This is a genomic window from Rahnella sp. GSA61A, from assembly GCF_019969905.1.
GTDB lineage: Bacteria > Pseudomonadota > Gammaproteobacteria > Enterobacterales > Enterobacteriaceae > Rahnella > Rahnella aceris.
In genome coordinates, this window is record NZ_JAHXYO010000001.1 from 127,915 (window position 1) to 148,368 (window position 20,454).

General features: G+C 54.4%; 17 protein-coding genes. 7 read left to right on the top strand and 10 right to left on the bottom strand.

Features of this window, described 5'->3' with window-relative positions; genetic code table 11:
- Positions 1–5 precede the first annotated feature (5 nt).
- Both LC431_RS00570 and LC431_RS00575 read left to right on the top strand, forming a co-directional pair.
- Entirely contained in the window at positions 6–2,453 is a 2,448-nt protein-coding gene (locus tag LC431_RS00570) for a fimbria/pilus outer membrane usher protein (RefSeq protein WP_223509128.1), read from the top strand.
- The gene (locus LC431_RS00575) at positions 2,450–3,418 is read left to right on the top strand and encodes a spore coat protein U domain-containing protein (RefSeq protein ID WP_013576919.1); all 969 of its coding nucleotides are present in this window, start codon (positions 2,450–2,452) and stop codon (positions 3,416–3,418) included. Before LC431_RS00570 ends, LC431_RS00575 begins: the two co-directional genes overlap by 4 nt.
- A 56-nt stretch (positions 3,419–3,474) precedes the next feature.
- On the opposite strand, the gene LC431_RS00580 is transcribed toward LC431_RS00575, so the two are convergent.
- Both LC431_RS00580 and alkB read right to left on the bottom strand, forming a co-directional pair.
- Positions 3,475–3,954, bottom strand: a complete 480-nt coding sequence (locus LC431_RS00580; protein ID WP_013576920.1) for a cold-shock protein — start codon at positions 3,952–3,954, stop codon at positions 3,475–3,477.
- Between the two features lie 109 nt (positions 3,955–4,063).
- Positions 4,064–4,717: a DNA oxidative demethylase AlkB gene (alkB, locus tag LC431_RS00585; protein ID WP_037033358.1), complete on the bottom strand. Its 654-nt coding sequence runs from the start codon at positions 4,715–4,717 to the stop codon at positions 4,064–4,066.
- A 137-nt stretch (positions 4,718–4,854) separates the two neighbouring features.
- On the opposite strand from alkB, the gene LC431_RS00590 reads away from it, so the two are divergent.
- Entirely contained in the window at positions 4,855–5,673 is an 819-nt protein-coding gene (locus LC431_RS00590; RefSeq protein WP_223509129.1) for a shikimate 5-dehydrogenase, read from the top strand.
- A gap of 61 nt (positions 5,674–5,734) precedes the next feature.
- Here LC431_RS00590 and gudD read toward each other — a convergent pair whose 3' ends face one another.
- The 6 genes from gudD to dgt form a co-directional block, all read right to left on the bottom strand.
- Positions 5,735–7,072 carry a glucarate dehydratase gene (gene gudD, locus LC431_RS00595; protein WP_013576923.1) on the bottom strand — a complete coding sequence of 446 codons (1,338 nt, stop codon included), beginning with the start codon at positions 7,070–7,072 and terminating at the stop codon, positions 5,735–5,737.
- A gap of 28 nt (positions 7,073–7,100) precedes the next feature.
- Positions 7,101–8,444: an enolase C-terminal domain-like protein gene (locus LC431_RS00600; RefSeq protein ID WP_013576924.1), complete on the bottom strand. Its 1,344-nt coding sequence runs from the start codon at positions 8,442–8,444 to the stop codon at positions 7,101–7,103.
- Positions 8,441–9,814 (bottom strand): MFS transporter, encoded by a 1,374-nt coding sequence (locus LC431_RS00605; RefSeq protein WP_013576925.1) that lies wholly within the window; start codon positions 9,812–9,814, stop codon positions 8,441–8,443. The genes LC431_RS00600 and LC431_RS00605 overlap by 4 nt, the downstream gene beginning before the upstream one ends.
- 226 nt (positions 9,815–10,040) lie before the next feature.
- Entirely contained in the window at positions 10,041–11,201 is a 1,161-nt protein-coding gene (locus tag LC431_RS00610) for a CdaR family transcriptional regulator (RefSeq protein WP_013576926.1), read from the bottom strand.
- Between the two features lie 237 nt (positions 11,202–11,438).
- The gene (degP, locus tag LC431_RS00615; protein ID WP_013576927.1) at positions 11,439–12,890 is read right to left on the bottom strand and encodes a serine endoprotease DegP; all 1,452 of its coding nucleotides are present in this window, start codon (positions 12,888–12,890) and stop codon (positions 11,439–11,441) included.
- A gap of 207 nt (positions 12,891–13,097) precedes the next feature.
- The gene (gene dgt, locus LC431_RS00620; RefSeq protein ID WP_013576928.1) at positions 13,098–14,612 is read right to left on the bottom strand and encodes a dGTPase; all 1,515 of its coding nucleotides are present in this window, start codon (positions 14,610–14,612) and stop codon (positions 13,098–13,100) included.
- 183 nt (positions 14,613–14,795) lie between these two features.
- Between dgt and mtnN the strand changes: the two genes are divergently transcribed.
- From mtnN to LC431_RS00635, 3 genes are all read left to right on the top strand, one after another.
- Complete coding sequence (mtnN, locus tag LC431_RS00625; protein WP_013576929.1) at positions 14,796–15,500, top strand: 5'-methylthioadenosine/S-adenosylhomocysteine nucleosidase; 705 nt, start codon at positions 14,796–14,798, stop codon at positions 15,498–15,500.
- Positions 15,500–16,312 (top strand): vitamin B12 ABC transporter substrate-binding protein BtuF, encoded by an 813-nt coding sequence (gene btuF / locus LC431_RS00630; protein WP_223509130.1) that lies wholly within the window; start codon positions 15,500–15,502, stop codon positions 16,310–16,312. The genes mtnN and btuF overlap by 1 nt, the downstream gene beginning before the upstream one ends.
- A 325-nt stretch (positions 16,313–16,637) precedes the next feature.
- The gene (locus LC431_RS00635; protein ID WP_223509131.1) at positions 16,638–16,883 is read left to right on the top strand and encodes a hypothetical protein; all 246 of its coding nucleotides are present in this window, start codon (positions 16,638–16,640) and stop codon (positions 16,881–16,883) included.
- Positions 16,884–16,990: 107 nt separating this feature from the next.
- On the opposite strand, the gene erpA is transcribed toward LC431_RS00635, so the two are convergent.
- Positions 16,991–17,350, bottom strand: coding sequence for an iron-sulfur cluster insertion protein ErpA (gene erpA / locus LC431_RS00640; protein ID WP_013576932.1), 360 nt, complete (start codon positions 17,348–17,350; stop codon positions 16,991–16,993).
- 88 nt (positions 17,351–17,438) lie between these two features.
- A complete protein-coding gene (gene clcA / locus LC431_RS00645; RefSeq protein ID WP_013576933.1) occupies positions 17,439–18,902 on the bottom strand; it encodes a H(+)/Cl(-) exchange transporter ClcA in 1,464 nt (487 codons plus the stop codon).
- Between the two features lie 186 nt (positions 18,903–19,088).
- On the opposite strand from clcA, the gene hemL reads away from it, so the two are divergent.
- Complete coding sequence (gene hemL, locus LC431_RS00650; protein WP_112150934.1) at positions 19,089–20,369, top strand: glutamate-1-semialdehyde 2,1-aminomutase; 1,281 nt, start codon at positions 19,089–19,091, stop codon at positions 20,367–20,369.
- The last annotated feature ends 85 nt before the right edge of the window (positions 20,370–20,454 follow it).

A 20,454-nucleotide genomic window follows, 5' to 3' on the forward strand; every position in this document is an offset into this window, starting at 1 on the left:
AACGAATGACGATCAGACGTCTTCTCCGGGAAGGTCATCAGCGACCGCTTTATTTCCGGAGAAGCCTGTGCCTGATATGCCTGAGTACGTTCAGTGCACAGGCGCAGGAATATTCTTCACTGCCTGATGCCCCGCGTGCGGCACCGGTGGTCACGGACGCCATGTTTTATCTGTCGGTTGTGGTCAACGGTCAGACGGATAATCAGGTCGTGCCGGTGACGTATCGCAATAACGCCTACTTCGTCGAAGCCGGTGTTCTGGCGAAGAATCACATCCACATTAATGGCCGGCAGGGGCTGATCAATGTCGGTGAATTGCCGGACGTAAAAGCCAGATACGATTCGGCCACCCAGCAACTGGTGTTAACGGTGCCAGATGCCTGGCTGCCGAACCAGAATGTCAGCGGCGATCCGCTGATGAATTACACGCCGTCGCAAAGCAGCACCGGCCTGTTGTTTAACTATGATTCGTACTACACCGATCCACCCGGCGGTGCGAAGTCTGTCGCCACCTGGATGGAGCAACGGTTATTCAGCAGCCTCGGACTGGTCACCAATACCGGCACTTACCGCTACAACATTGATAACGCCGACAACAGCAACGGCGGCCAGACCACGCAGGACGGTTATCTGCGTTACGACACCTTCTGGCGTTTCACCGACGAGAAAAATCTGATCAGCTATCAGGTCGGGGATTTCGTCAGCGATTCCCTGACGTGGAGTAACTCGGCGCGGATGGGCGGCCTGCGTATCAGCCGTAACTTTGGCGTGCGTCCGGATCTGGTGACCTACCCGTTGCTGCAATACAGCGGCACGGCGGCGGTACCGACCACGGTTGATTTGTTTCTGAACGGCTACAAGGCCAGCAGTAATAACCTCAATTCCGGGCCTTTTACCCTGACCAACGTGCCGTATATCAATGGCGCCGGTGAAGCGACGATCGTGACCACCGATGCGGTCGGACGTCAGGTCTCGACCAGCGTGCCCTTTTACGTTTCCAACACGTTGCTGCGCAAAAGCCTCAGCGATTTCGATTTCTCGCTCGGGGCTGTACGTAACAATTATGGCGTCACCAACGGCGACTACTCAGATACCGCATTCAGCGGGATTTACCGATACGGGCTGAGCGATTACCTGACGCTGTCCGGCCATTCCGAAACCGTACAGGGTCTGGCGCTGGGCGGATTGGGCACCGATATCGCGGTCAGCACCTGGGGCACACTGAGTGTTTCAGGCAGCCAGAGTAAAGCCGACCGTCCGCGGGGCGAGAACGTGACCGATAAAAAAGACGGCAGCCAATACACGCTGGGCTATTCCTACTATTCGACGGTATTCAGCCTGTCTGCTCTGCGCTCAAAACGCACGGCGGGTTATCAGGACATCACGTCTTACACCAGCGACACGCGGTTAAGCCGTCAGGCAGATCAGGTGACGTTCAGCACGTCGCCGTTCGGGAACGCTAACGGCACGATGGGCATCGGGTATTACGATGTCGAAGCCTATGACAATTCGCATACGCGGCTGGTGAATTTTTCTTACAGCCGCTCGCTGTGGGGACAAAGCAGCATGTTTTTATCCCTCAATAAAACGCTGGGCGATACCGGCTACAGCGCGCAGTTGCAGTTCATCATTCCGATTGGCACCAACATCAATATGAATGCGGGCGTACAGCGCGACAGTGCGGGTAATTATCAGGAGCAAATTGGCGCCAGCAAGGCGACGCCCACCGACGGCGGTCTGGGCTGGAATCTGGCTTACAGCGGCGGCAACAATCCGTATCAGCAGGCCGACGCCACCTGGAAATCCCGCTACGCGACCCTGCAGGGTGGGTTCTACGGCAATCGGGGCGATTACACCCACTGGGCAGATCTGAGCGGATCCGTGGTGTTTATGGCGAACGACTGGTTCCTGTCGGATAAGATCAATGATGCCTTTATCGTGGTGGATACCGATCATTACGCGGATGTTCCCGTGCTGTTCGAGAATCAGAAAATGGGCAAAACCGATAAAAACGGCCACCTGCTGATCCCGACCGTCAGTTCGTATTATCCGGCCAAAGTGGAAATCGACACCCTGCCGCTGCCCGCCGACGTGGTCACCAATAACGTCAATGACCGCATCGCGGTGAAACAAGGCAGCGGCGTGGTGGTGAAATTCAGCGTCGAGAAAGTGCTGTCCGCCAATATCACCCTGCATGACGCCGCCGGACAGCCGCTGAAACCCGGCACGCTGGTCACGGAACAAAACACAGAACAGACCACCGTCACCGGTTACGACGGGCTGGTGTACTTCTCGCACTTACAGGAAAACAACGTGCTGAATATCCAGACGGAAGATCATTCGCTATGCCGGGTCAGTTTCACCCTGAACCCTGCCCGTCACAGCATTGAGCAGGTCGGCCCGCTGACATGCCCCGGCGGCACAGCGAAAACAACGGCAGGAGATAAATCATGAGGATTTTCAGGCAGCAGATGCATCGCGGATTATTGCTGATGCTGTTGCTGGGTACAACGTGGTGGGCAAAAGCGGGATGCACGACGGCGCCCGGGAGCATTACGCTGGGCACACAAAACTCGTTTGCAGTCAGTTCATCGCCGCTGATCACCTCAGGGGGCAGCGGATTAAGTTGTACTGGCGGGCTGCTTAACATCGCAGGCACCAATACCATCACCGCGTTTATCGGCGTGACTCAGCATCCCAGCAATTCGCAGCCCAGACTTTACAGCGGGACAACGGGGCAGTATTTACCCTACAGCCTGTGCAAGGATGCCAGCTGCAGTGCCGTTTATAATCAGGGCGATACCATCAGCTGGAGCAGCACCACGGCGCTGGGATTACTCGGCTTGTTTTCCGGCCCCAACAGCACCTTACCTCTCTACGTCCGGCCGGTCGCCATTTCCAATCTGGCCGCAGGCACTTATACCGATGTCATTCCCATCTCATGGACATGGAATATGTGTTCAGTGGCTATCGGCACCTTACTGTGTCTCGCAGACTCCGGTAACGTGTCGGGCAATGTCGCCCTGACGCTCAATGTCACCAATTTCTGTTATATCGACAGCGCGCCCAATGTGGGTTTCGGCAGTGCTGCACTGCCTTCCGGCCTGACCACAGTGGTGGCAAATACTATCAGCGTACGCTGCACCCTGAACGCCAGCTATTCCGTCAACCTGACCAGCAGCGTGCCGGTGTCCGGACAATACCGGCAGATGGCCTCCACCGTCGGCGGCACCACTCGTTATCTGCAATATCAGATATTTAAAGGTGACAGCACGGTATGGACGGCTTCCACCGACAGCAGCGCGACCGGCACCGGCACTTCACAATCGTTTCCGTATACCGCATCCGTAAATCTGGCGCAAAGCAATCAGCCCGCAGGTAACTACAGCGATATGGTGACGGTCACGGTGACGTATTAAGAAAGAAGGGAAAGCAGAACCGGTGCCACGGATGTGCACCGGTTTGAGAAGGGATGTTACAGCGCTTTCAGCGTCTTGACGGTGGCATCCACGTCAATTTCATCTTCAGTGAACACATAGGTGCTGTTCTGGAAAGTGGTGATCAGCAACTTTTTCATGGTGCGCATCTCCGCTTTTTTTTCTTCTTCCTGCGGGCGGATACGGTTCATCAACAATCCGACGGAAAGCACAGCGTTTTCTTTGTCGATTTTGGTTTCAGCAGGAACCTCTTCGTTAAACGCCAGGAAGGATTTGATGCTGGTGATTTTGATACGCTCACCGGCAATAAAGATGTATTTGCTCTCCGGCTCGACTTTCACCGCAAAGGCGGAAAGGCCTTTGTTGTTGGTGGTCGGCTCAAAGGTGACTGCCGCATCTTTTTTAATCAGCTCAGGGTTTGCAACTTTAATCACGTGGAAATAACGGTTATCGCCGTTTTCATCTTTGATAAAACCGAAACCTTTATCTTCAAACCAGGTTGTGATTACGCCGTTCATCGCTTACCGCCTAAGTAATTATTTATTCAACATGTCATTTTTTGCAGGGCGGCAGTGTAAAGCAGAATGCGGACAAAGTCCTGTGCTTTACGGCCTGATCCCCACGGAATTACGTCGCTTTACGGAACGTAAGATTAAACCGGTAGGATCCGGTCAGCGGATGCTCGCCCGCTTTCAGTGGCAATACGCCGTGATAACGCAGCCGCGACGGGCCGCCCCACACCACAATATCGCCATGCATCAGCGGCACACGCTGGGTTTTATCACTGCGCTCCATGCCGCCAAACTGGAAAACCGCCGGTAAGCCCAGAGAGACAGAGACAATCGGCTGGCCGAAATCGTGCTCGTCTTTGTCCTGATGCAGGCTCATTTTCGCCCCCGGCTGATAGCGGTTGATCAGACAGGCATCCGGCTCAAAGCCTGCAAAACCCGCCTGTTCCGCCGCGCTCACGGCAAGCGAACGAAACAATTCCGGCATCGGCGGCCATTGCTGATGACTTTCCGGCGAGGTGGCCTGGTAGCGATAACCCGCCCTGTCCGTCACCCAACCGACATCACCGCAATTGGTCATTGCCACCGACATCGCATAACCGCCCGGCGTGGCGCGATACTGAAAAGGCACCAGCCCGGCGATCCGGTCGATTTCCGCCAGCAATGCGACATCCTCTGCCAGCGCCGCACCGCGCAATACCACCGCGCCCGGGCACAGTTCTTCGCGCCAGTTGGGGTGAAAATCGGGGTGATCAAACAAGTCCAAATTCATATCAGCCTCCGTGTTCACGCATCTGTTAAGTATAACAGCCGATTTGAGACAGAGGCAGATTGTCGGGGCGGATCGTTTCAGCTAAGGTTCATTAAGAGGCCGTAAGGTCATAAAGAACATCTTAAAAGGAGAATGAAATGAGTCGGGAAATTAACAAAGACACGCAGTTGTGTATGTCCCTTTCCGGTCGTCCGGGCAATTTCGGTACCCGTTTTCATAACAGCCTTTATCAGGCATTAGACCTGAACTTCGTCTACAAAGCATTTTCCACCCAAGACATCGAAGCCGCGGTGAAAGGCGTACGCGCACTGGGTATTCGCGGCTGCGCGGTCTCGATGCCGTTCAAGGAAGCCTGCATTCCTTTCCTCGATGAGTTGGATCCTTCCGCGACAGCCATTCAGTCGGTGAATACCATCGTCAATGACGACGGCTTCCTGCGCGCCTACAACACGGATTACATCGCGGTCGCCAAACTGCTCGACAGCCATCAGGTGCCGCGTGATGCCGTTTTCGCCCTGCGCGGCAGCGGCGGCATGGGCAAAGCCGTGGTCGCGGCCATTCGTGATGCCGGTTTCAAAAAGGGCTACATCATTGCCCGCAACGAAGCTAACGGCCGTGCGCTGGCGGAAGAATATGGTTATGAATGGAAAGCAGAAGTCGGCGATGTTGCCGTGGATATGGTGGTGAATGTCACGCCAATCGGCATGGCGGGCGGGCCGGAAGTGGATTCACTGGCCTTTGAACCGGCGGTGATTGACCGCGCCAGCATCGTCTTTGACGTCGTCGCGCTGCCGGTAGAAACCCTGCTGATCCGCTACGGCCGCGAACACGGCAAGAAAGTGATTACCGGTGCGGAAGTCGCCACACTTCAGGCCGTCGAGCAGTTCGTGCTGTATACCGGTGTACGCCCTTCGGATGAACAGATAGAAAAGGCCGCGGCACACGCACGGGGCTGAGTTTCCTGTCAGAACGTAAAAAGCCTCTCACCGGAGAGGCTTTTTTATAGTTGCATATCACTTACCGCACCAGACACGGTTTTTTCGGATCAAACTTCCAGTCCGGTACCAGGAACTGCATGCCCTGCGCATCGTCACGGGCACCCAGCCCCATGCCTTTGTACAGCTCGTGCGCCTTCATCACCTGATCCATATCCAGCTCAACGCCCAGACCCGGTTGTTCCGGCACGCGCACCTTACCGCCTTTGATCTGCAACGGTTCTTTGGTCAGGCGCTGATTGCCTTCCTGCCAGATCCAGTGCGTATCGATGGCAGTGATTTTACCCGGCGCAGCGGCGGCCACCTGGGTAAACATCGCCAGTGAAATATCAAAGTGATTGTTAGAGTGCGAACCCCAGGTCAGCCCCCATTCGTGGCACATCTGCGCGACGCGAACTGACCCCTGCATCGTCCAGAAGTGCGGATCCGCCAGCGGAATATCCACGGATTTCAGCTGGATGGTATGCCCCATCTGACGCCAGTCGGTGGCGATCATATTGGTGGCCGTCGGCAGGCCGGTTGCCTGACGGAATTCGGCCATCACTTCGCGCCCGGAGAAGCCCTGCTCTGCACCGCATGGATCTTCCGCATACGCCAGCACACCGCGCAGTTGTTTGCCGAGCGCAATCGCTTCATTCAGCGACCAGGCACCGTTAGGATCAAGTGTGATCCGCGCCTGCGGGAAGCGTTGCGCCAGCGCCGTCACGGCTTCGGCCTCTTCGCTGCCAGCCAGTACGCCGCCTTTCAGTTTGAAATCATTAAAGCCGTATTTTTCATACGCCGCTTCCGCCAGACGCACCACCGCCGCCGGTGTCAGCGCCTCTTCATGGCGCAGGCGATACCAGTCGCAACTGTCGCCCGGCTGGCTCTGATAGCCCAGTGAGGTTTTGTTGCGGTCGCCGACGTAGAACAGATAGCCGAGCATTTCGACTTCATCACGTTGCTGCCCGTCGCCCAGCAATGATGCCACGGTGACGCCCAGATGTTTGCCGAGCAAGTCCAGCATCGCGGCTTCGATCGCCGTCACGACGTGGATAGTGGTACGCAAATCAAAAGTCTGCAAACCGCGGCCAGAGGCATCACGGTCGGCGAATTTTTCCCGCACGGCGGTCATCACATTTTTGTATTCACCCAGCGTTTTGCCAATCACCAGCAACGCGGAATCATCCAGCGTCTGACGAATTTTCTCGCCGCCCGGCACTTCACCGACGCCGGTGTTACCGCTGCTGTCCTTGAGGATCAGGATGTTGCGGGTGAAGAAAGGGGCATGTGCGCCGCTGAGATTAAGCAACATGCTGTCGTGCCCGGCCACCGGGATCACCTGCATGGAGACAATTTTAGGTGTAGATGAAGAGGTCATGCTTACTCCTTAGTGAATTCAGATTCCGTTAACCACGCCCCAGTGCCGGGCGCTTGCGATCGAATGTCCAGCCGGGGATCAGATACTGCATCGCGGCGGCATCGTTGCGCGCACCGGTCGGCAGTTTCCGGTGCAGCTCGTGGGCGCGATGGATTTGATCCATATCGATCTCCACGCCCAGCCCCGGTTTTTCAGGCACTTTGATTTTCCCGTTCACAATTTGCAGCGGCTCTTTGGTCAGGCGCTGGTTGCCTTCCTGCCAGATCCAGTGCGTATCTATCGCTGTCGGTTTACCCGGTACGGCTGCACCGACATGGGTAAACATCGCCAGCGAAATGTCGAAATGGTTATTCGAATGGCAGCCCCACGTCAGGCCCCACTCATCACAAAGTTGTGCGACCCGCACCGCGCCATGCATGGTCCAGAAATGCGGATCCGCCAGCGGAATATCCACCGACTGCAACATCACCGCGTGCTGCATCTCGCGCCAGTTAGTGGCAATCATGTTTGTGGCGACCGGCAAACCGGTGGCACGGCGGAATTCCGCCATCACTTCGCGGCCGGAAAAACCCTGCTCCGCACCGCACGGATCTTCGGCATAGCTGAGGATACCGTGCAGGTCTTTGCACAGGTCGATTGCTTCATCCAGCAGCCACGCGCCGTTCGGATCAACCGTGATCCGCGCATCCGGGAAGCGTTTTGCCAGTGCTTTAACCGCCTCGATCTCCTGCTCGCCCGGCAGCACGCCGCCTTTGAGTTTGAAATCTTTGAAGCCATAGCGATCCTGCGCCGCTTCGGCCAGCCGCACTACCGCCTCACTGTTCATCGCTTCCTGATGACGCAGGTGATACCAGTCGTGATGGCTGCGTTCCCCTTCCTGATACGGCAAATCGGTTTTCTGCCGGTCACCGATATAAAACAGATAACCGAGCACCGTGACTTCGTCCCGCTGTTTGCCCGGCCCGAGCAGTTCACACACCGGCACGCCGAGGAATTTGCCCATCAGATCCAGCAGCGCGGCTTCCAGTGCGGCGACGGCGTTGACGCGCAGTTCGAACGTCCATGCACCTTTACCGAAAGAGTCAAAATCCGATGACTGATTGCCGACGTGGATCTGATGCACCAGCCGGTTCATGCGCGCCACTTCCTGGCCTTTCACCTGAGCAATGGCCTCCACCAGCGTGTTGTAAATCACCTCCCCGCCCGGCGCTTCGCCGACACCGGTGTTCCCGGCGCTGTCCTTGAGGATAACGATATTGCGGGTGAAGTAAGCACCGTGCGCGCCACCAATATTCATCAGCATGCTGTCATGCCCTGCCACAGGAATGACCTGCATATCCGTGATAACCGGTGAGGATTGCGTACTCATCATCTTTCCCCTTTTACTGTGCCTGTACCGTGGTACGGGCGAAGCTGAATACGTTCGATTTTTCCGACAATAAACACGTAACTGACAACGGCGAGCAGTGCGTGGATGCCGACATAAATCAGCGCGCCGTTGAAGGAACCGGTGGTCCCGATAATGTAGCCGATAGCGATCGGCGTGATGATGCCGGAGACGTTACCGAACATGTTGAACAATCCGCCGCTCAGCCCGCTGATTTCTTTCGGTGCGGTATCGGCCATTACCGCCCAGCCCAGCGCACCCAGACCTTTACCGAAGAAGGCGAATGCCATAATGCCAACCACCATCCATTCGGTATCGACGTAGTTGCAGAAAATCATCGACATCGACAACAGCATACCGATCACAATCGGAGCCTTGCGCGACAGTGTCAGGTTGCTGGTTCTGCGCATCAGCCAGTCGGAGATAATTCCACCCAGTACGCCGCCGAGGAATCCGCAAATCGCCGGTACTGAGGCCACCATGCCCGCTTTAAGTATCGACATACCGCGCGCCTGAACCAGATACACCGGGAACCAGGTGATGAAGAAATAGGTCAGCGCGTTGATGCAGTACTGGCCGATGTAAATGCCAATCATCATGCGGGATTTCAGTAACTGTTTCATCTGGAAGGTTTTTTCGCCTTTTACGACGGCTTTTTTGGTGATTTTCTGATCCATATTGATCAGCGCACCACCGGCTTCCATGTAATCAAGTTCGGCCTGATTTACGCCCGGATGATCTTTCGGATCGTGGATCACTTTCAGCCAGATGAAACTCAGCACGATCCCCAGACCGCCCATGAAGAAGAAGACGTGTGACCAGCCCACTTCGTGCGTCAGCCAGCCCATGATCGGGGCGAAAATAACCGTGGCGAAGTACTGCGCTGAGTTAAAAATAGAGACTGCGGTGCCACGTTCCTGAGCCGGGAACCAGGCTGCGACGATACGGCTGTTGCCGGGGAAGGACGGCGCTTCGGCCAGGCCAACCAGAAAACGTAAAGCAAACAGCGATACCACAATGCCGAAGCCGCTGAAGACATCGACAAAGCCTTGCAGCAGGGTGAATAACGACCAGATGAAAATGCTGTAGAAATAAACTTTTTTCGAACCGAATTTATCGAGCAGCCAGCCACCGGGTATTTGCCCGATGACATACGCCCAGGAAAATGCCGAGAAGATATAACCCATCCCGACGGAATCCAGCCCGATATCTTTGGCCATCGCCGAACCGGCAATGGATAACGTGGCACGATCGCCGTAATTAAATGAGGTGACAATAAATAACATCACCACTATCCAGTAGCGCGCGTTAGTTCTTTTTTTGACGGCACTGGCTGCTGAAACGGTAGTTTCCATGGTGTTCTCCGGAATTAATGACAACGCCTCTAAACAGAGATAAAAGTCATTCCATTCACAGAACTGTAGGGTTCAGAGAGGAAGGAACGCAGCCAGTATATGAACAACATTCCCTTTACTCATTGGGCAATCAACCAAGCATAAATAGCCCTTTGCATTTATCCTGAGGCAAATGCCCAGCGACGTGCGAGTTGTTTCACAAAAAATGAAACGGCTGTGATGGCGGTCACAGATGGTTGTTATCTAATTGCAGGGCCACGTACAGCAATAAACGATCGTCGAAGTTCCCCAGATCCAGGCCGGTTAATTCCGAGATACGGTTGAGGCGATATTCCAGCGTATTACGATGAATATACAGTGCCTTAGACGTAGCGGTCGGCTGAACATTATGGTGGAACCACGACGTCAGTGTGCGGCGCAGTAATCCGTTGCCATCCGTCGCTTTCAGACGCGCCAGCGGACGCACCAGTTCATCGGCCTGCCAGCCGCCACGCAGGCTGTCGAGCAGCACGGGTAAGATCAGATCCTGATAGAAGTAACACCGCTGTTCCGGCATCCGCTGTTTGCCCACACTCATGGTGGTACGTGCGGTGCGATAAGAACGGGCGATGCTGCCAGGGCCGGTAAAAAAGTTGCCAAGGGAAATGCGCACGCGCAGACGACCAGTTTCGGTCATGCGCGACAGCAGATGATCAATGCGCTGGCGGTGGCCCTCCGGATCCCAGCGATCGTAGCTGTTCAGGGCCGGTTTCAGCACCACCATTTCGGTGAGGGAAACGATAGCGATCAGGTTGTCACGCTCCGGCGTGGTCAGTAAAGTTTGCAGTTGTTGCAGTTCTGCCATGGCAGAGTCCACACCGAGCTGTCCGCTGTCGACTTCCACCACCGCCGCGACACGTGGCCGGTTGAGGTCGATGCCCAGACGCTGCGCCCACTCCATCAGCGCCGGAGAGAGTTCATCCACACGAATCAGGTTAAGCACCAGTTCTTCCCGCAGACGGCTGTCCTGCGCCAGCATGTGCAGCAGACGCGCCTGTTCGAGCATCATTTCGGCGGTCATACACACCAGCTCGCCATACTGACGCAACTGGGACGGATTGCCCGTCAGGCCGATAACGCCCACGATCTGACCGTCGATACGCAACGGCAGGTTGATGCCCGGACGTACACCGTGCAAATGCCGTGCAACGCCCTCGTCGATGTCGACAATGCGCTCCTGCGAAATCGCCAGCAGTGCGCCTTCGTGCAATTCACCAAGACGCTGATCATCGCCGCTGCCGATAATCCGTCCGCGACCATCCATGACATTCACATTACTATCAATAATTTGCATTGTGCGGGCAACAATTTGTTGCGCCAGCTTTGCATCGAGATGATATGCCGACATGGAACCCCTGCCTTGCTGTTTTATCGTTGTTAAAACAGCATACTCAGGCCGCGATGCCCATACATTATGCAAATGCCCAAAGAGCGAAAGCACCTATTGAAGTTGCGGGGAATATCACATTTTTAAGCAAATGCCCAACCGGCCCGGCAAAATCCACATGATTGATGAGAGTCCCTGAAAGACAGGCAAAAAAAAGCACGCCGGAGCGTGCTTTGTGTGAGGTATAGCAGGCGGAAATTACTGCGCCAGCAGGTAAATTGAGGTATCACCACGCTGAATATCCAGCGCCAGAACGTTTGGTTTGGTGTCGAGAATTTTACGCAGCTCGCCCAGATTGGTCACTTTCTGCTGGTTCACACCCAAAATGACGTCGCCTTTTTTCAGGCCGATGCGCGCCGCCGTTGAACCCGGCTTCACTTCATCGACTTTCACACCTTTCTGATCACCTGCCGCACCGTTACTCAGTTCAGCCCCTTCGATGCCGGTATAAATGTTGCCGGATTCGATTTTCGATGTCTGAGTGCTTTGCTCAATGGTCACGTCAACGTTCATCGGTTTGCCTTCACGCAGCAGGCCGAGCGTCACTTTGGTGCCGATTGGCAGGGTGCCGATATCAGCACGGAACGAGGCGAAGCTGCTGATCGGTTTACCGTTCATGCTCAGGATCACGTCACCGGCTTTAATGCCTGCTTTCTCTGCGGCAGATTTCGGCATGACCTGACTGATGAATGCACCGCGCTGTGCGTCAACTTTCATGGCTTTCGCCAGTTCAGAGTTCAGCTCGGTCCCCATAATGCCCAGTTCGCCGCGTTTCACCTGACCGAATTCGATCATTTGTTTGGACAGGTTTTTCACCATGTTACTTGGGATCGCAAAACCGATACCGATGTTGCCGCCGTCCGGTGCCAGGATCGCCGTGTTAAGGCCAATCAGTTCACCATTCAGGTTCACCAGCGCACCACCGGAGTTACCGCGGTTGATCGCGGCATCCGTCTGGATGAAGTTTTCGTAGTTCTCAATATTCAGGCCGGAACGACCCAGTGCAGAAACGATACCGGAAGTCACGGTTTCGCCCAGACCATACGGGTTACCGATAGCCACGGTGTAATCGCCCACACGCAGTTGTTCGGAATCCGCCATCTTAATGGCCGTCAGGTTTTTCGCATTCTGTAACTGAATCACCGCGATATCAGAACGCGGGTCCTTGCCGATGACTTTGGCGTCGAACTTACGGCCATCGTTCAGCTGTACGCTGATTTTGGTTGCGTTATCAACGACGTGGTTGTTGGTGACCACATAACCTTTGTCGGCATCAATGATGACGCCGGAACCCAGCGCGCGGAAATCTTCTTTCTGTTCAGGCGCAGGCTGACCGTCAGGCCCCTGACCGCCGCCCTGACACACCGGAGAACCCTGGAACGGCGAACCGTCCTGGCACAGCGGCGAATTCTGACCAAAGAATTGCTGGAACTGCTGACCCATGCGTGGTGTTTTTACCGGCGCACTGCCTTCAACGTTGACGCTCACCACCGATGGCATCACTTTTTCAAGCATAGGTGCCAGGCTAGGAAGCTGAGTGGTGCTGGTGCTGGAAGACGCAGTTTCAGCAGCCAGTGCAGAAGAAACCGGGGCCATTGCCATACCGATGCTTAACGCTAATGCGCTGAGGAATAAACTCGATTTTTTCATTTTTCAGGATCTCTTAAAATTATTGTGGCAACCAAAATAGTCGCATTGCTTGGTAGTCGTGATACTGAGATGGTATTAATAGCGTGAAGTTCATCAGGGTCGAAATGACAATGGTAAAAAATTATTGTCAGCATTTACAAATGGCGTTTTTTCAAACAGTTCCGTAAAGAAAATTAAAGAGAGTTCAATTTGTCTTTTTAAAACAAATTACTCAGCCGCCATGAGTCTTCTGTATTCATCGTATGCATAAAGGTCAGTCATTCCGCTGATATAATCCTGAATCATTCGCGCACGGTAATAAAACTCCTGCGCGGCATGTTCCGCGACCGGTAATCCTTCCAGCGCCGCCACGGCATTGTTGTAAGCCAGACGATGTTTGGCTGAAATCTTATGCAGCAGACGGGTTTCAATCGGATATTTCCTGTGCGTATCCTCCTGAACTAGCTGGTTAAAATCGGTCAATGGCATATCCAGCAACGGGCTATAAATATCAAGTAATCCGCTGATCACCCGATAGCCTTGTAATTCCAGCTCCTCCACTTCGTGATGATTGAATACCTGTTTGAAGGCCACCGCTTTATAAATCTCTAACAACCGGTTGGCCTGGCTGTCATCTTCCAGCAACGCATGATTAAAGGTGCCCTGATAAATATCTTCTATATTATCAATGAACCGGCGGGCAGCATGCGGCACCAGTTGTTTCACTGTCTGAACGCGCAGCTCCATAAAGAAGTAATCCACCGGATTACGGAACGTTTTCGCTTTATCCATTTTCTCGTAAGCAGTGCGAACCACTTTATCGAAGAAGTCATTTTTCTCTATCGCGCCCCACTCACGGCACAGATAATTATAAAGCTGTTCCACGCTGAAAATACTTTTCTCAACCGCATCTTCCAGATCGGCAATGCAGTAAGAAATATCATCGGCCGCTTCCATAATGTAGGTAAGCGGAAAGCGGTTAAATTCACCCAGCCCGAGTTCACTGCGCAGTTTTTTGATGAACGGCTCTTCCGCCAGATAAAAACCCGGTTTTTTCATCAGGTAATCATGTGAAGGAAGTTTAGTCATTGAATACGCAGGGCGGGTATATTTCAGAATGCAGGCGGTCTGGCTGTAAGTCAGATTGAGTTTCAGCAAGGTGAAGACCAGCCGGATGGCCTGCGCATTGCCTTCAAAATTAGACAGGTCGTAGCGGATTTTACTGCGCAGCTGGTTCAGTTCAGCATCGTCTGGCGTCAGGCGCAAACACGTCACCAGACAGGCATCCGTTTCCTGTGGTGTTTCGCCGCAACCGGCGGTGTCCATCCGCTTAGCAAACCAGTTGTTAATGGCGGATTCACCAAAATGGCCAAATGGCGGATTACCGATGTCGTGCATCAGGCACGCCATTTCTACCACGCTTTCAAAGGGATCGGTCACCTCGTCCAGCCCGTAAGCCTCAAGCTTGTTCTGCCTGCGCAAACGGTGGAGGATCTCTTTGGCGATGTGACGACCAACCTGCTGAACTTCAAGGGAATGGGTCAGACGACTGCGGACGGCAGCATTTTTCTCCAGCGGAAAAACCTGAGTCTTTTGTTGCAGACGGCGGATGGCAGCCGAGTTGATAATGCGCCCGCGATCGCTTTCGAACTGACGGACGACATCATAGTCATCGCGTGCCTCGATCGGGGCGCTGAAAGGACGCTGAAAATTGAATTTCGTTTTAAAATCGATCCCGGACATGATTTCCCACCTTTTCAGCCACTCACACATCAAACCGACGCGCTTTTTGCAGTAACAACCTGCACCCCAAACGGATTATTTCTTACCTTTAGCCATGATAGACTATCGCACATTGTTTTCGTGATTAAACCGTCAATTCCGCACACGCTGCGGCTCATTCCAACCACATCTGCGAGTATTCATATGAAAGTAGGCATTATCGGTGCAATGGAGCAGGAAGTGACCCTGCTGCGCGACAAGATTATCAACCGTCAGACTATCGAACGCGCAGGCTGCGAAATCTATACTGGCCAGTTAAACGGTGTGGACGTGGCGCTGCTTAAATCCGGCATTGGTAAAGTGTCTGCCGCCATGGGCACCACATTGCTGCTGGAACATTGCCGTCCTGACGTGGTGATCAATACCGGTTCCGCAGGCGGGCTGGCGAAAACCCTGAAAGTCGGTGATATCGTCGTGTCTGATGAAGTGCGTTATCACGATGCTGACGTCACCGCGTTTGGCTATGAACCGGGCCAGATGGCCGGTTGCCCGCCTGCGTTCACTGCTGATCCGGCGCTGATTGAACTGGCAGAAAACTGTATCCGTGAACTCAACCTGAACGCCGTACGCGGTCTGGTTTGCAGTGGCGATGCGTTCATCAATGGCGCAGCGCCTCTGGCACGTATCCGCGCAACCTTCCCGAATGTTGCTGCTGTCGAAATGGAAGCCGCGGCTATCGGTCACGTTTGCCACCTGTTCGGTACCCCGTTCGTGGTCGTTCGCGCAATTTCTGATGTTGCTGATGGTGAATCCCACCTGAGCTTTGAAGAATTCCTGGTGGTTGCCGCACAGCAATCCACCCTGATGGTAGATGCGATGCTGACAGCGCTGGCGGCTGGCGAAGAATAATGATGCGCCGGTTCGGCCTCATACTGAGTTGCCTGCTGCTGCCTGTGGCAGCAACTGCGGCGCCGGCCCAACGGGTGATCAGTCTAGCACCCAATCTGACAGAACTGGCATTTGCCGCCGGTCTGGGCGACCGGGTAATCGGAGTTAGTGCTTACTCCGATTATCCGCCACAGGCCAGCAAGCTTGAGCAGGTGGCGAACTGGCAGGGAATTAACGTCGAACGTATTGTGACGCTGAAACCTGATGTAGTCCTCGCCTGGCGTGGCGGTAACCCGCAACGTCCGCTGGATCAGCTGATTTCGCTGGGTATCCACGTTATCTATCTTGATCCGCAAAATGCGGAACAGGTGGCACAAGCGCTGGAACAACTTGCGGCGTACAGCCCTTCTCCGGAAAGCGCAAAACGCGCCGCTGCTGATTTTCGCCAGCAATGGCAGACGCTGAAGCTGAAATATCATCGCCAAAAGCCGGTTTCTGCCTTTATTCAGTTCGGCACCCAGCCGCTGTTTACTGCCGCCGCGACCACAATGCAAAGTGAAGTGCTTAACGTCTGTGGTGCAAAAAATATTTTCGCCGACAGTCGTGTGCCCTGGCCTCAGGTCAGCCGGGAACAGGTTTTAAGCCGTCATCCTCAGGTTATTGTTATATCGGGCGGAAAATCACAAAAACAGGTGATCGAGGATTACTGGCGTTCCATGCTCAGCGCGCAGGTTATCGCACTGGATCCTGACTGGTTCAGCCGCGCCGGGCCACGTATTCTTCTTGCCGCACAACAACTTTGCCCTCAGCTTGCAGCCTTGCCTGAGAGGTGAATGCTCACTAACTATTTAGCCATGCCCCCGCGAAATACCGGCATGGCGCTTTTCCGAATTGTTGGTTTATTAACCGAAATCAATAATTCTGCCCTGTCATCTGGTAACATGTCCGGCGTAAAATCCTACGTACGTTGCCAGCCCTCGACTTAAGATTATCTCTTTGTATTACAAGCGAAATAATAAGAATAACGGCGCGATACACGATAAAAACGTGACTTATTTCCCGATCATAAGAAATCTGGATTAAAGGCCGTAAAATTTAGACCGATAACCTTTTCAGCCAGGCTGATTTTGTTGAACTACACCAGCAGGAATAACAATAATGAAAGCTCTTTTACTCAGTGCGCTGCTCGCACTGAACCCGCTGTCTGCTGTTGCGGGCATGGCGGGCGGCCAGATTGGCGTCAGCCTGACCATCCTGCCGGGTTGCAAGATTGATGCTGCGCGCACAGGCACTTCCGTCATCTGCGCCAGCCGCACGATGATGCAACCGCATATCAGCGAAATCATGCTTAATGCCGTGCCGGGAATTAGCATCGGTTCGAAGCTGGTGACTGTCGAATGGTAACCCCCTTGTGAATGCTCACTTACCTGAGAACCCTGTTCACACCCACGGTTTCAACATAAAAAAAGCCCGTCTGCATAGCAAACGGGCTTTTTCTTTAAGACGGATATTTAGATACTAAAGGAAGAACCGCAACCGCATGTCGTTTTTGCATTCGGGTTGGTCACCACAAAACGTGAACCTTCCAGACCTTCGGTATAATCCACCGAACCGCCAACCAGATATTGCAGGCTCATCGGGTCAACCACCAGCGCCACACCGGCTTTTTCGATGGTCATGTCGCCGTCATTAATTTTGTCATCAAAGGTGAAACCGTACTGGAATCCGCTGCAACCGCCGCCGGTGATGTACACGCGCAGTTTCAGGTTCGGGTTTTCTTCGTCGGAAATCAGGTTTTTCACCTTACGCGCCGCGGCCTCAGTAAACTGTAACGGCAACGCGGTTGTTTCATTCAACAATGCTTCACTCATAATTTCTCACTCCCAATCCGCATTTGTTCAGGCCGCCGGATTGACTGTCTGAATAATATACTCATTATCTTATACCTGAGTTAATGCTTCAAGTATGGGCATTTTTGGCTGCGCTGTCCTGCTTATTGATGCCTTCAGCGGCGATCTCACCCTGCGCTTTTTCCGCGTTCTCACGTTCCTGCCTCTGTAAGGTGCGGGTCAATATGGCGGAATACAAGGGCTTACCCCCCAGAAACTGCGCCAGCAGGGTCGCGCCCAGGCAGGTAATGATCATCGGTAAAATCAGCTGATAATTATCGGTCATCTCCAGTACCAGCACGATACCCGTCAGCGGTGCACGCACGCTGGCGGCAAATAACGCGCCCATCCCGGCGATGGCAAAGGTGGCAGGCTGAATACCATATTGCGGAAACCACGCCAGCGCGGCGGTGCCGAATGCGGTGCCGAGCAAAGTGCCCAGCGCCAGCATCGGAGCGAAAATCCCGCCCGGTGCGCCCGAGGCAAAGCACAGCAGCGTAGTCACCACCCGGACAACAAAGATCACCAGCAACATCATCAGGCTGTATTTTCCTGCCGCCGCCAGCGGGATCAACGCAAATCCGCCACCGGTGACTTCCTGATGCACCAGCCCGAGCAGGCCGCAGAATCCGCCCAACATGCCGCCGATGATCAGGATTTTTCGCAGATTTCCGCCATGCACACGGGCAAACATATCCTGTGTGCGGAAAATCAGCGCATTGAAACTGACGCCGACCACACCAAAGACCATGCCCAGCACCAGATACAACCACAGCGTATTGAGCGGCGCACTCGCCAGCCTGCCGACTTCAATCACCGCGCCGTCGCCGTTAAAAATACGGAAAACGATACTCGACATGATCACGCCGATAAACACCGCTTTTATCGAGATCAGGCTGTAACGGAACTGCAGGCGCATCTCTTCGAGAATGAACAGGATACCGGCGAGCGGTGCGTTAAATGCCGCAGAAAGCCCGGCCGCCGCGCCGGTAGCCAGCAACGAATGCCGCGCCTCCGCGCTGCGCAGCCGGAAAATATCGACCATCATTTTCCCGACATTCGCGCCCATCTGCACGGTTGGCCCTTCCCTTCCCAGCACCATACCCGCACCCAGCGTGCCCATGCCGCCAAAGAATTTCACCGGGATCACCCGCCACCAGCGCACCGGCCGTAATTCCTCCAGTGCGCCTTCGATTTCAGGGATCCCCGAACCGCCCGCTTCAGGCGCATAACACCGGACCAGATAATAGCCGACCATCGCCAGCGCGGCAGAAAACACAAATGTCAGCGGCCACAGCAGGATCCAGTAATCATTGAAGACGCCCAGCCCGGCAAGCCGGACCGCCATCACCCAGTTCACTGCTTTCTCAAAAGCCACGCCGAGTAAGCCGGCAACCGTACCGACCACTGCGGCGACCAGCAAAATGGTGACCGGCGTTTTATCACGACGCAGCAAAAGGCGCAGGATTTCGCTGCGTTTGCGCGGGCCGCGCACGGGCGCATCCGCTAAAATTTCAGTGTCTGATTCATTCATCTCAGAAAGGGAAATATAAAAAATGTTATGGAAGATGGATGGATTTAATCATACAAATTGGCGTCCTGACAGGATCTGCAACAAAATGCCGCACGGTTAGCGGTTTGATAACGCCGCTCAGTTCACTAGAATGGGCGCATTAATCTTTCCGTGACATATTGAACCCAGCAATTCAGGAGCCGAATAATGAGTAAGTCAGAAAGTCTGTTCACGCAGGCGCAAGCGCTAATCCCGGGCGGTGTTAACTCGCCGGTACGTGCCTTCTCCGGCGTTGGCGGCGTCCCCTTATTCATCGCGCGCGCTGACGGCGCTTTCCTGTTTGATGCCGATGGTAAAGCCTACATTGACTACGTGGGTTCATGGGGGCCGATGGTGCTTGGCCATAACAACGCCGAAATCCGCAATGCGGTGATTGAGGCGGCTGAGCGCGGCCTGAGCTTTGGTGCACCGACCGAGATGGAAGTGAAAATGGCCGAACTGGTGACCGGCCTGGTGCCTAGCATGGACATGGTGCGTATGGTGAACTCCGGCACCGAAGCGACGATGAGCGCGATCCGTCTGGCGCGTGGTTTCACCCATCGCGATAAAATCGTTAAATTCGAAGGCTGCTATCACGGCCACGCCGACTGCCTGCTGGTGAAAGCCGGTTCCGGCGCGCTGACCCTCGGCCAGCCGAACTCGCCGGGTGTCCCGGCTGATTTCGCCAAACATACGCTGACCTGTACCTATAACGATCTCGATTCCGTCCGTGCTGCATTCGAGCAATTCCCTGACGACATCGCCTGCATCATCGTGGAGCCGGTCGCAGGCAACATGAACTGCGTGCCGCCATTACCGGAATTCCTGCCGGGTCTGCGCGCAATTTGTGATGAATTTGGCGCACTGTTGATCATCGACGAAGTGATGACCGGTTTCCGCGTCGCACTGGGTGGTGCTCAGGAGTATTACGATGTGATGCCTGACCTGACCTGTCTGGGTAAAATCATCGGCGGCGGCATGCCGGTGGGCGCATTTGGCGGACGCCGCGACGTGATGGAAGCGCTGGCACCGACCGGTCCGGTTTATCAGGCAGGCACGCTTTCCGGTAACCCGATTGCCATGGCGGCCGGTATTGCCTGCCTGACGCAGGTCGCGCAACCGGGCGTACATCAGACCCTGACCGAACGCACCACCCAACTGGCCGAAGGCTTGCTGGACGCGGCACAAAAAGAAAATATTCCGTTCGTGGTGAACCACGTCGGCGGCATGTTCGGGCTGTTCTTCACCGATACAGAAACCGTGACCTGCTATCAGGACGTGATGAAATGCGACGTTGAGCGTTTCAAAAAGTTCTTCCATCTGATGCTGGAAGAAGGCGTTTACCTGGCCCCTTCCGCCTTCGAAGCAGGCTTTATGTCTCTCGCGCATACGCCGGAAGATATTCAGCGCACCATCGATGCCGCTCGTCGTTGTTTCGCTAAGCTGTAACTTTAAGTTTTAAAAATAACCAGGGGGAGATCTCCCCTGGTTAATATATTATTAAGTTCATTTAAAAAATTTTAAAAAATATAAT

Bases quoted from the DNA above. Each gene is read 5' to 3' on its own strand.
- LC431_RS00570 (WP_223509128.1), top strand. From the start codon at position 6: ATGACGATCAGACGTCTTCTCCGGGAAGGTCATCAGCGACCGCTTTAT.
- LC431_RS00575 (WP_013576919.1), top strand. From the start codon at position 2,450: ATGAGGATTTTCAGGCAGCAGATGCATCGCGGATTATTGCTGATGCTG.
- LC431_RS00580 (WP_013576920.1), bottom strand. From the start codon at position 3,954: ATGAACGGCGTAATCACAACCTGGTTTGAAGATAAAGGTTTCGGTTTT.
- alkB (WP_037033358.1), bottom strand. From the start codon at position 4,717: ATGAATTTGGACTTGTTTGATCACCCCGATTTTCACCCCAACTGGCGC.
- LC431_RS00590 (WP_223509129.1), top strand. From the start codon at position 4,855: ATGAGTCGGGAAATTAACAAAGACACGCAGTTGTGTATGTCCCTTTCC.
- gudD (WP_013576923.1), bottom strand. From the start codon at position 7,072: ATGACCTCTTCATCTACACCTAAAATTGTCTCCATGCAGGTGATCCCG.
- LC431_RS00600 (WP_013576924.1), bottom strand. From the start codon at position 8,444: ATGATGAGTACGCAATCCTCACCGGTTATCACGGATATGCAGGTCATT.
- LC431_RS00605 (WP_013576925.1), bottom strand. From the start codon at position 9,814: ATGGAAACTACCGTTTCAGCAGCCAGTGCCGTCAAAAAAAGAACTAAC.
- LC431_RS00610 (WP_013576926.1), bottom strand. From the start codon at position 11,201: ATGTCGGCATATCATCTCGATGCAAAGCTGGCGCAACAAATTGTTGCC.
- degP (WP_013576927.1), bottom strand. From the start codon at position 12,890: ATGAAAAAATCGAGTTTATTCCTCAGCGCATTAGCGTTAAGCATCGGT.
- dgt (WP_013576928.1), bottom strand. From the start codon at position 14,612: ATGTCCGGGATCGATTTTAAAACGAAATTCAATTTTCAGCGTCCTTTC.
- mtnN (WP_013576929.1), top strand. From the start codon at position 14,796: ATGAAAGTAGGCATTATCGGTGCAATGGAGCAGGAAGTGACCCTGCTG.
- btuF (WP_223509130.1), top strand. From the start codon at position 15,500: ATGATGCGCCGGTTCGGCCTCATACTGAGTTGCCTGCTGCTGCCTGTG.
- LC431_RS00635 (WP_223509131.1), top strand. From the start codon at position 16,638: ATGAAAGCTCTTTTACTCAGTGCGCTGCTCGCACTGAACCCGCTGTCT.
- erpA (WP_013576932.1), bottom strand. From the start codon at position 17,350: ATGAGTGAAGCATTGTTGAATGAAACAACCGCGTTGCCGTTACAGTTT.
- clcA (WP_013576933.1), bottom strand. From the start codon at position 18,902: ATGAATGAATCAGACACTGAAATTTTAGCGGATGCGCCCGTGCGCGGC.
- hemL (WP_112150934.1), top strand. From the start codon at position 19,089: ATGAGTAAGTCAGAAAGTCTGTTCACGCAGGCGCAAGCGCTAATCCCG.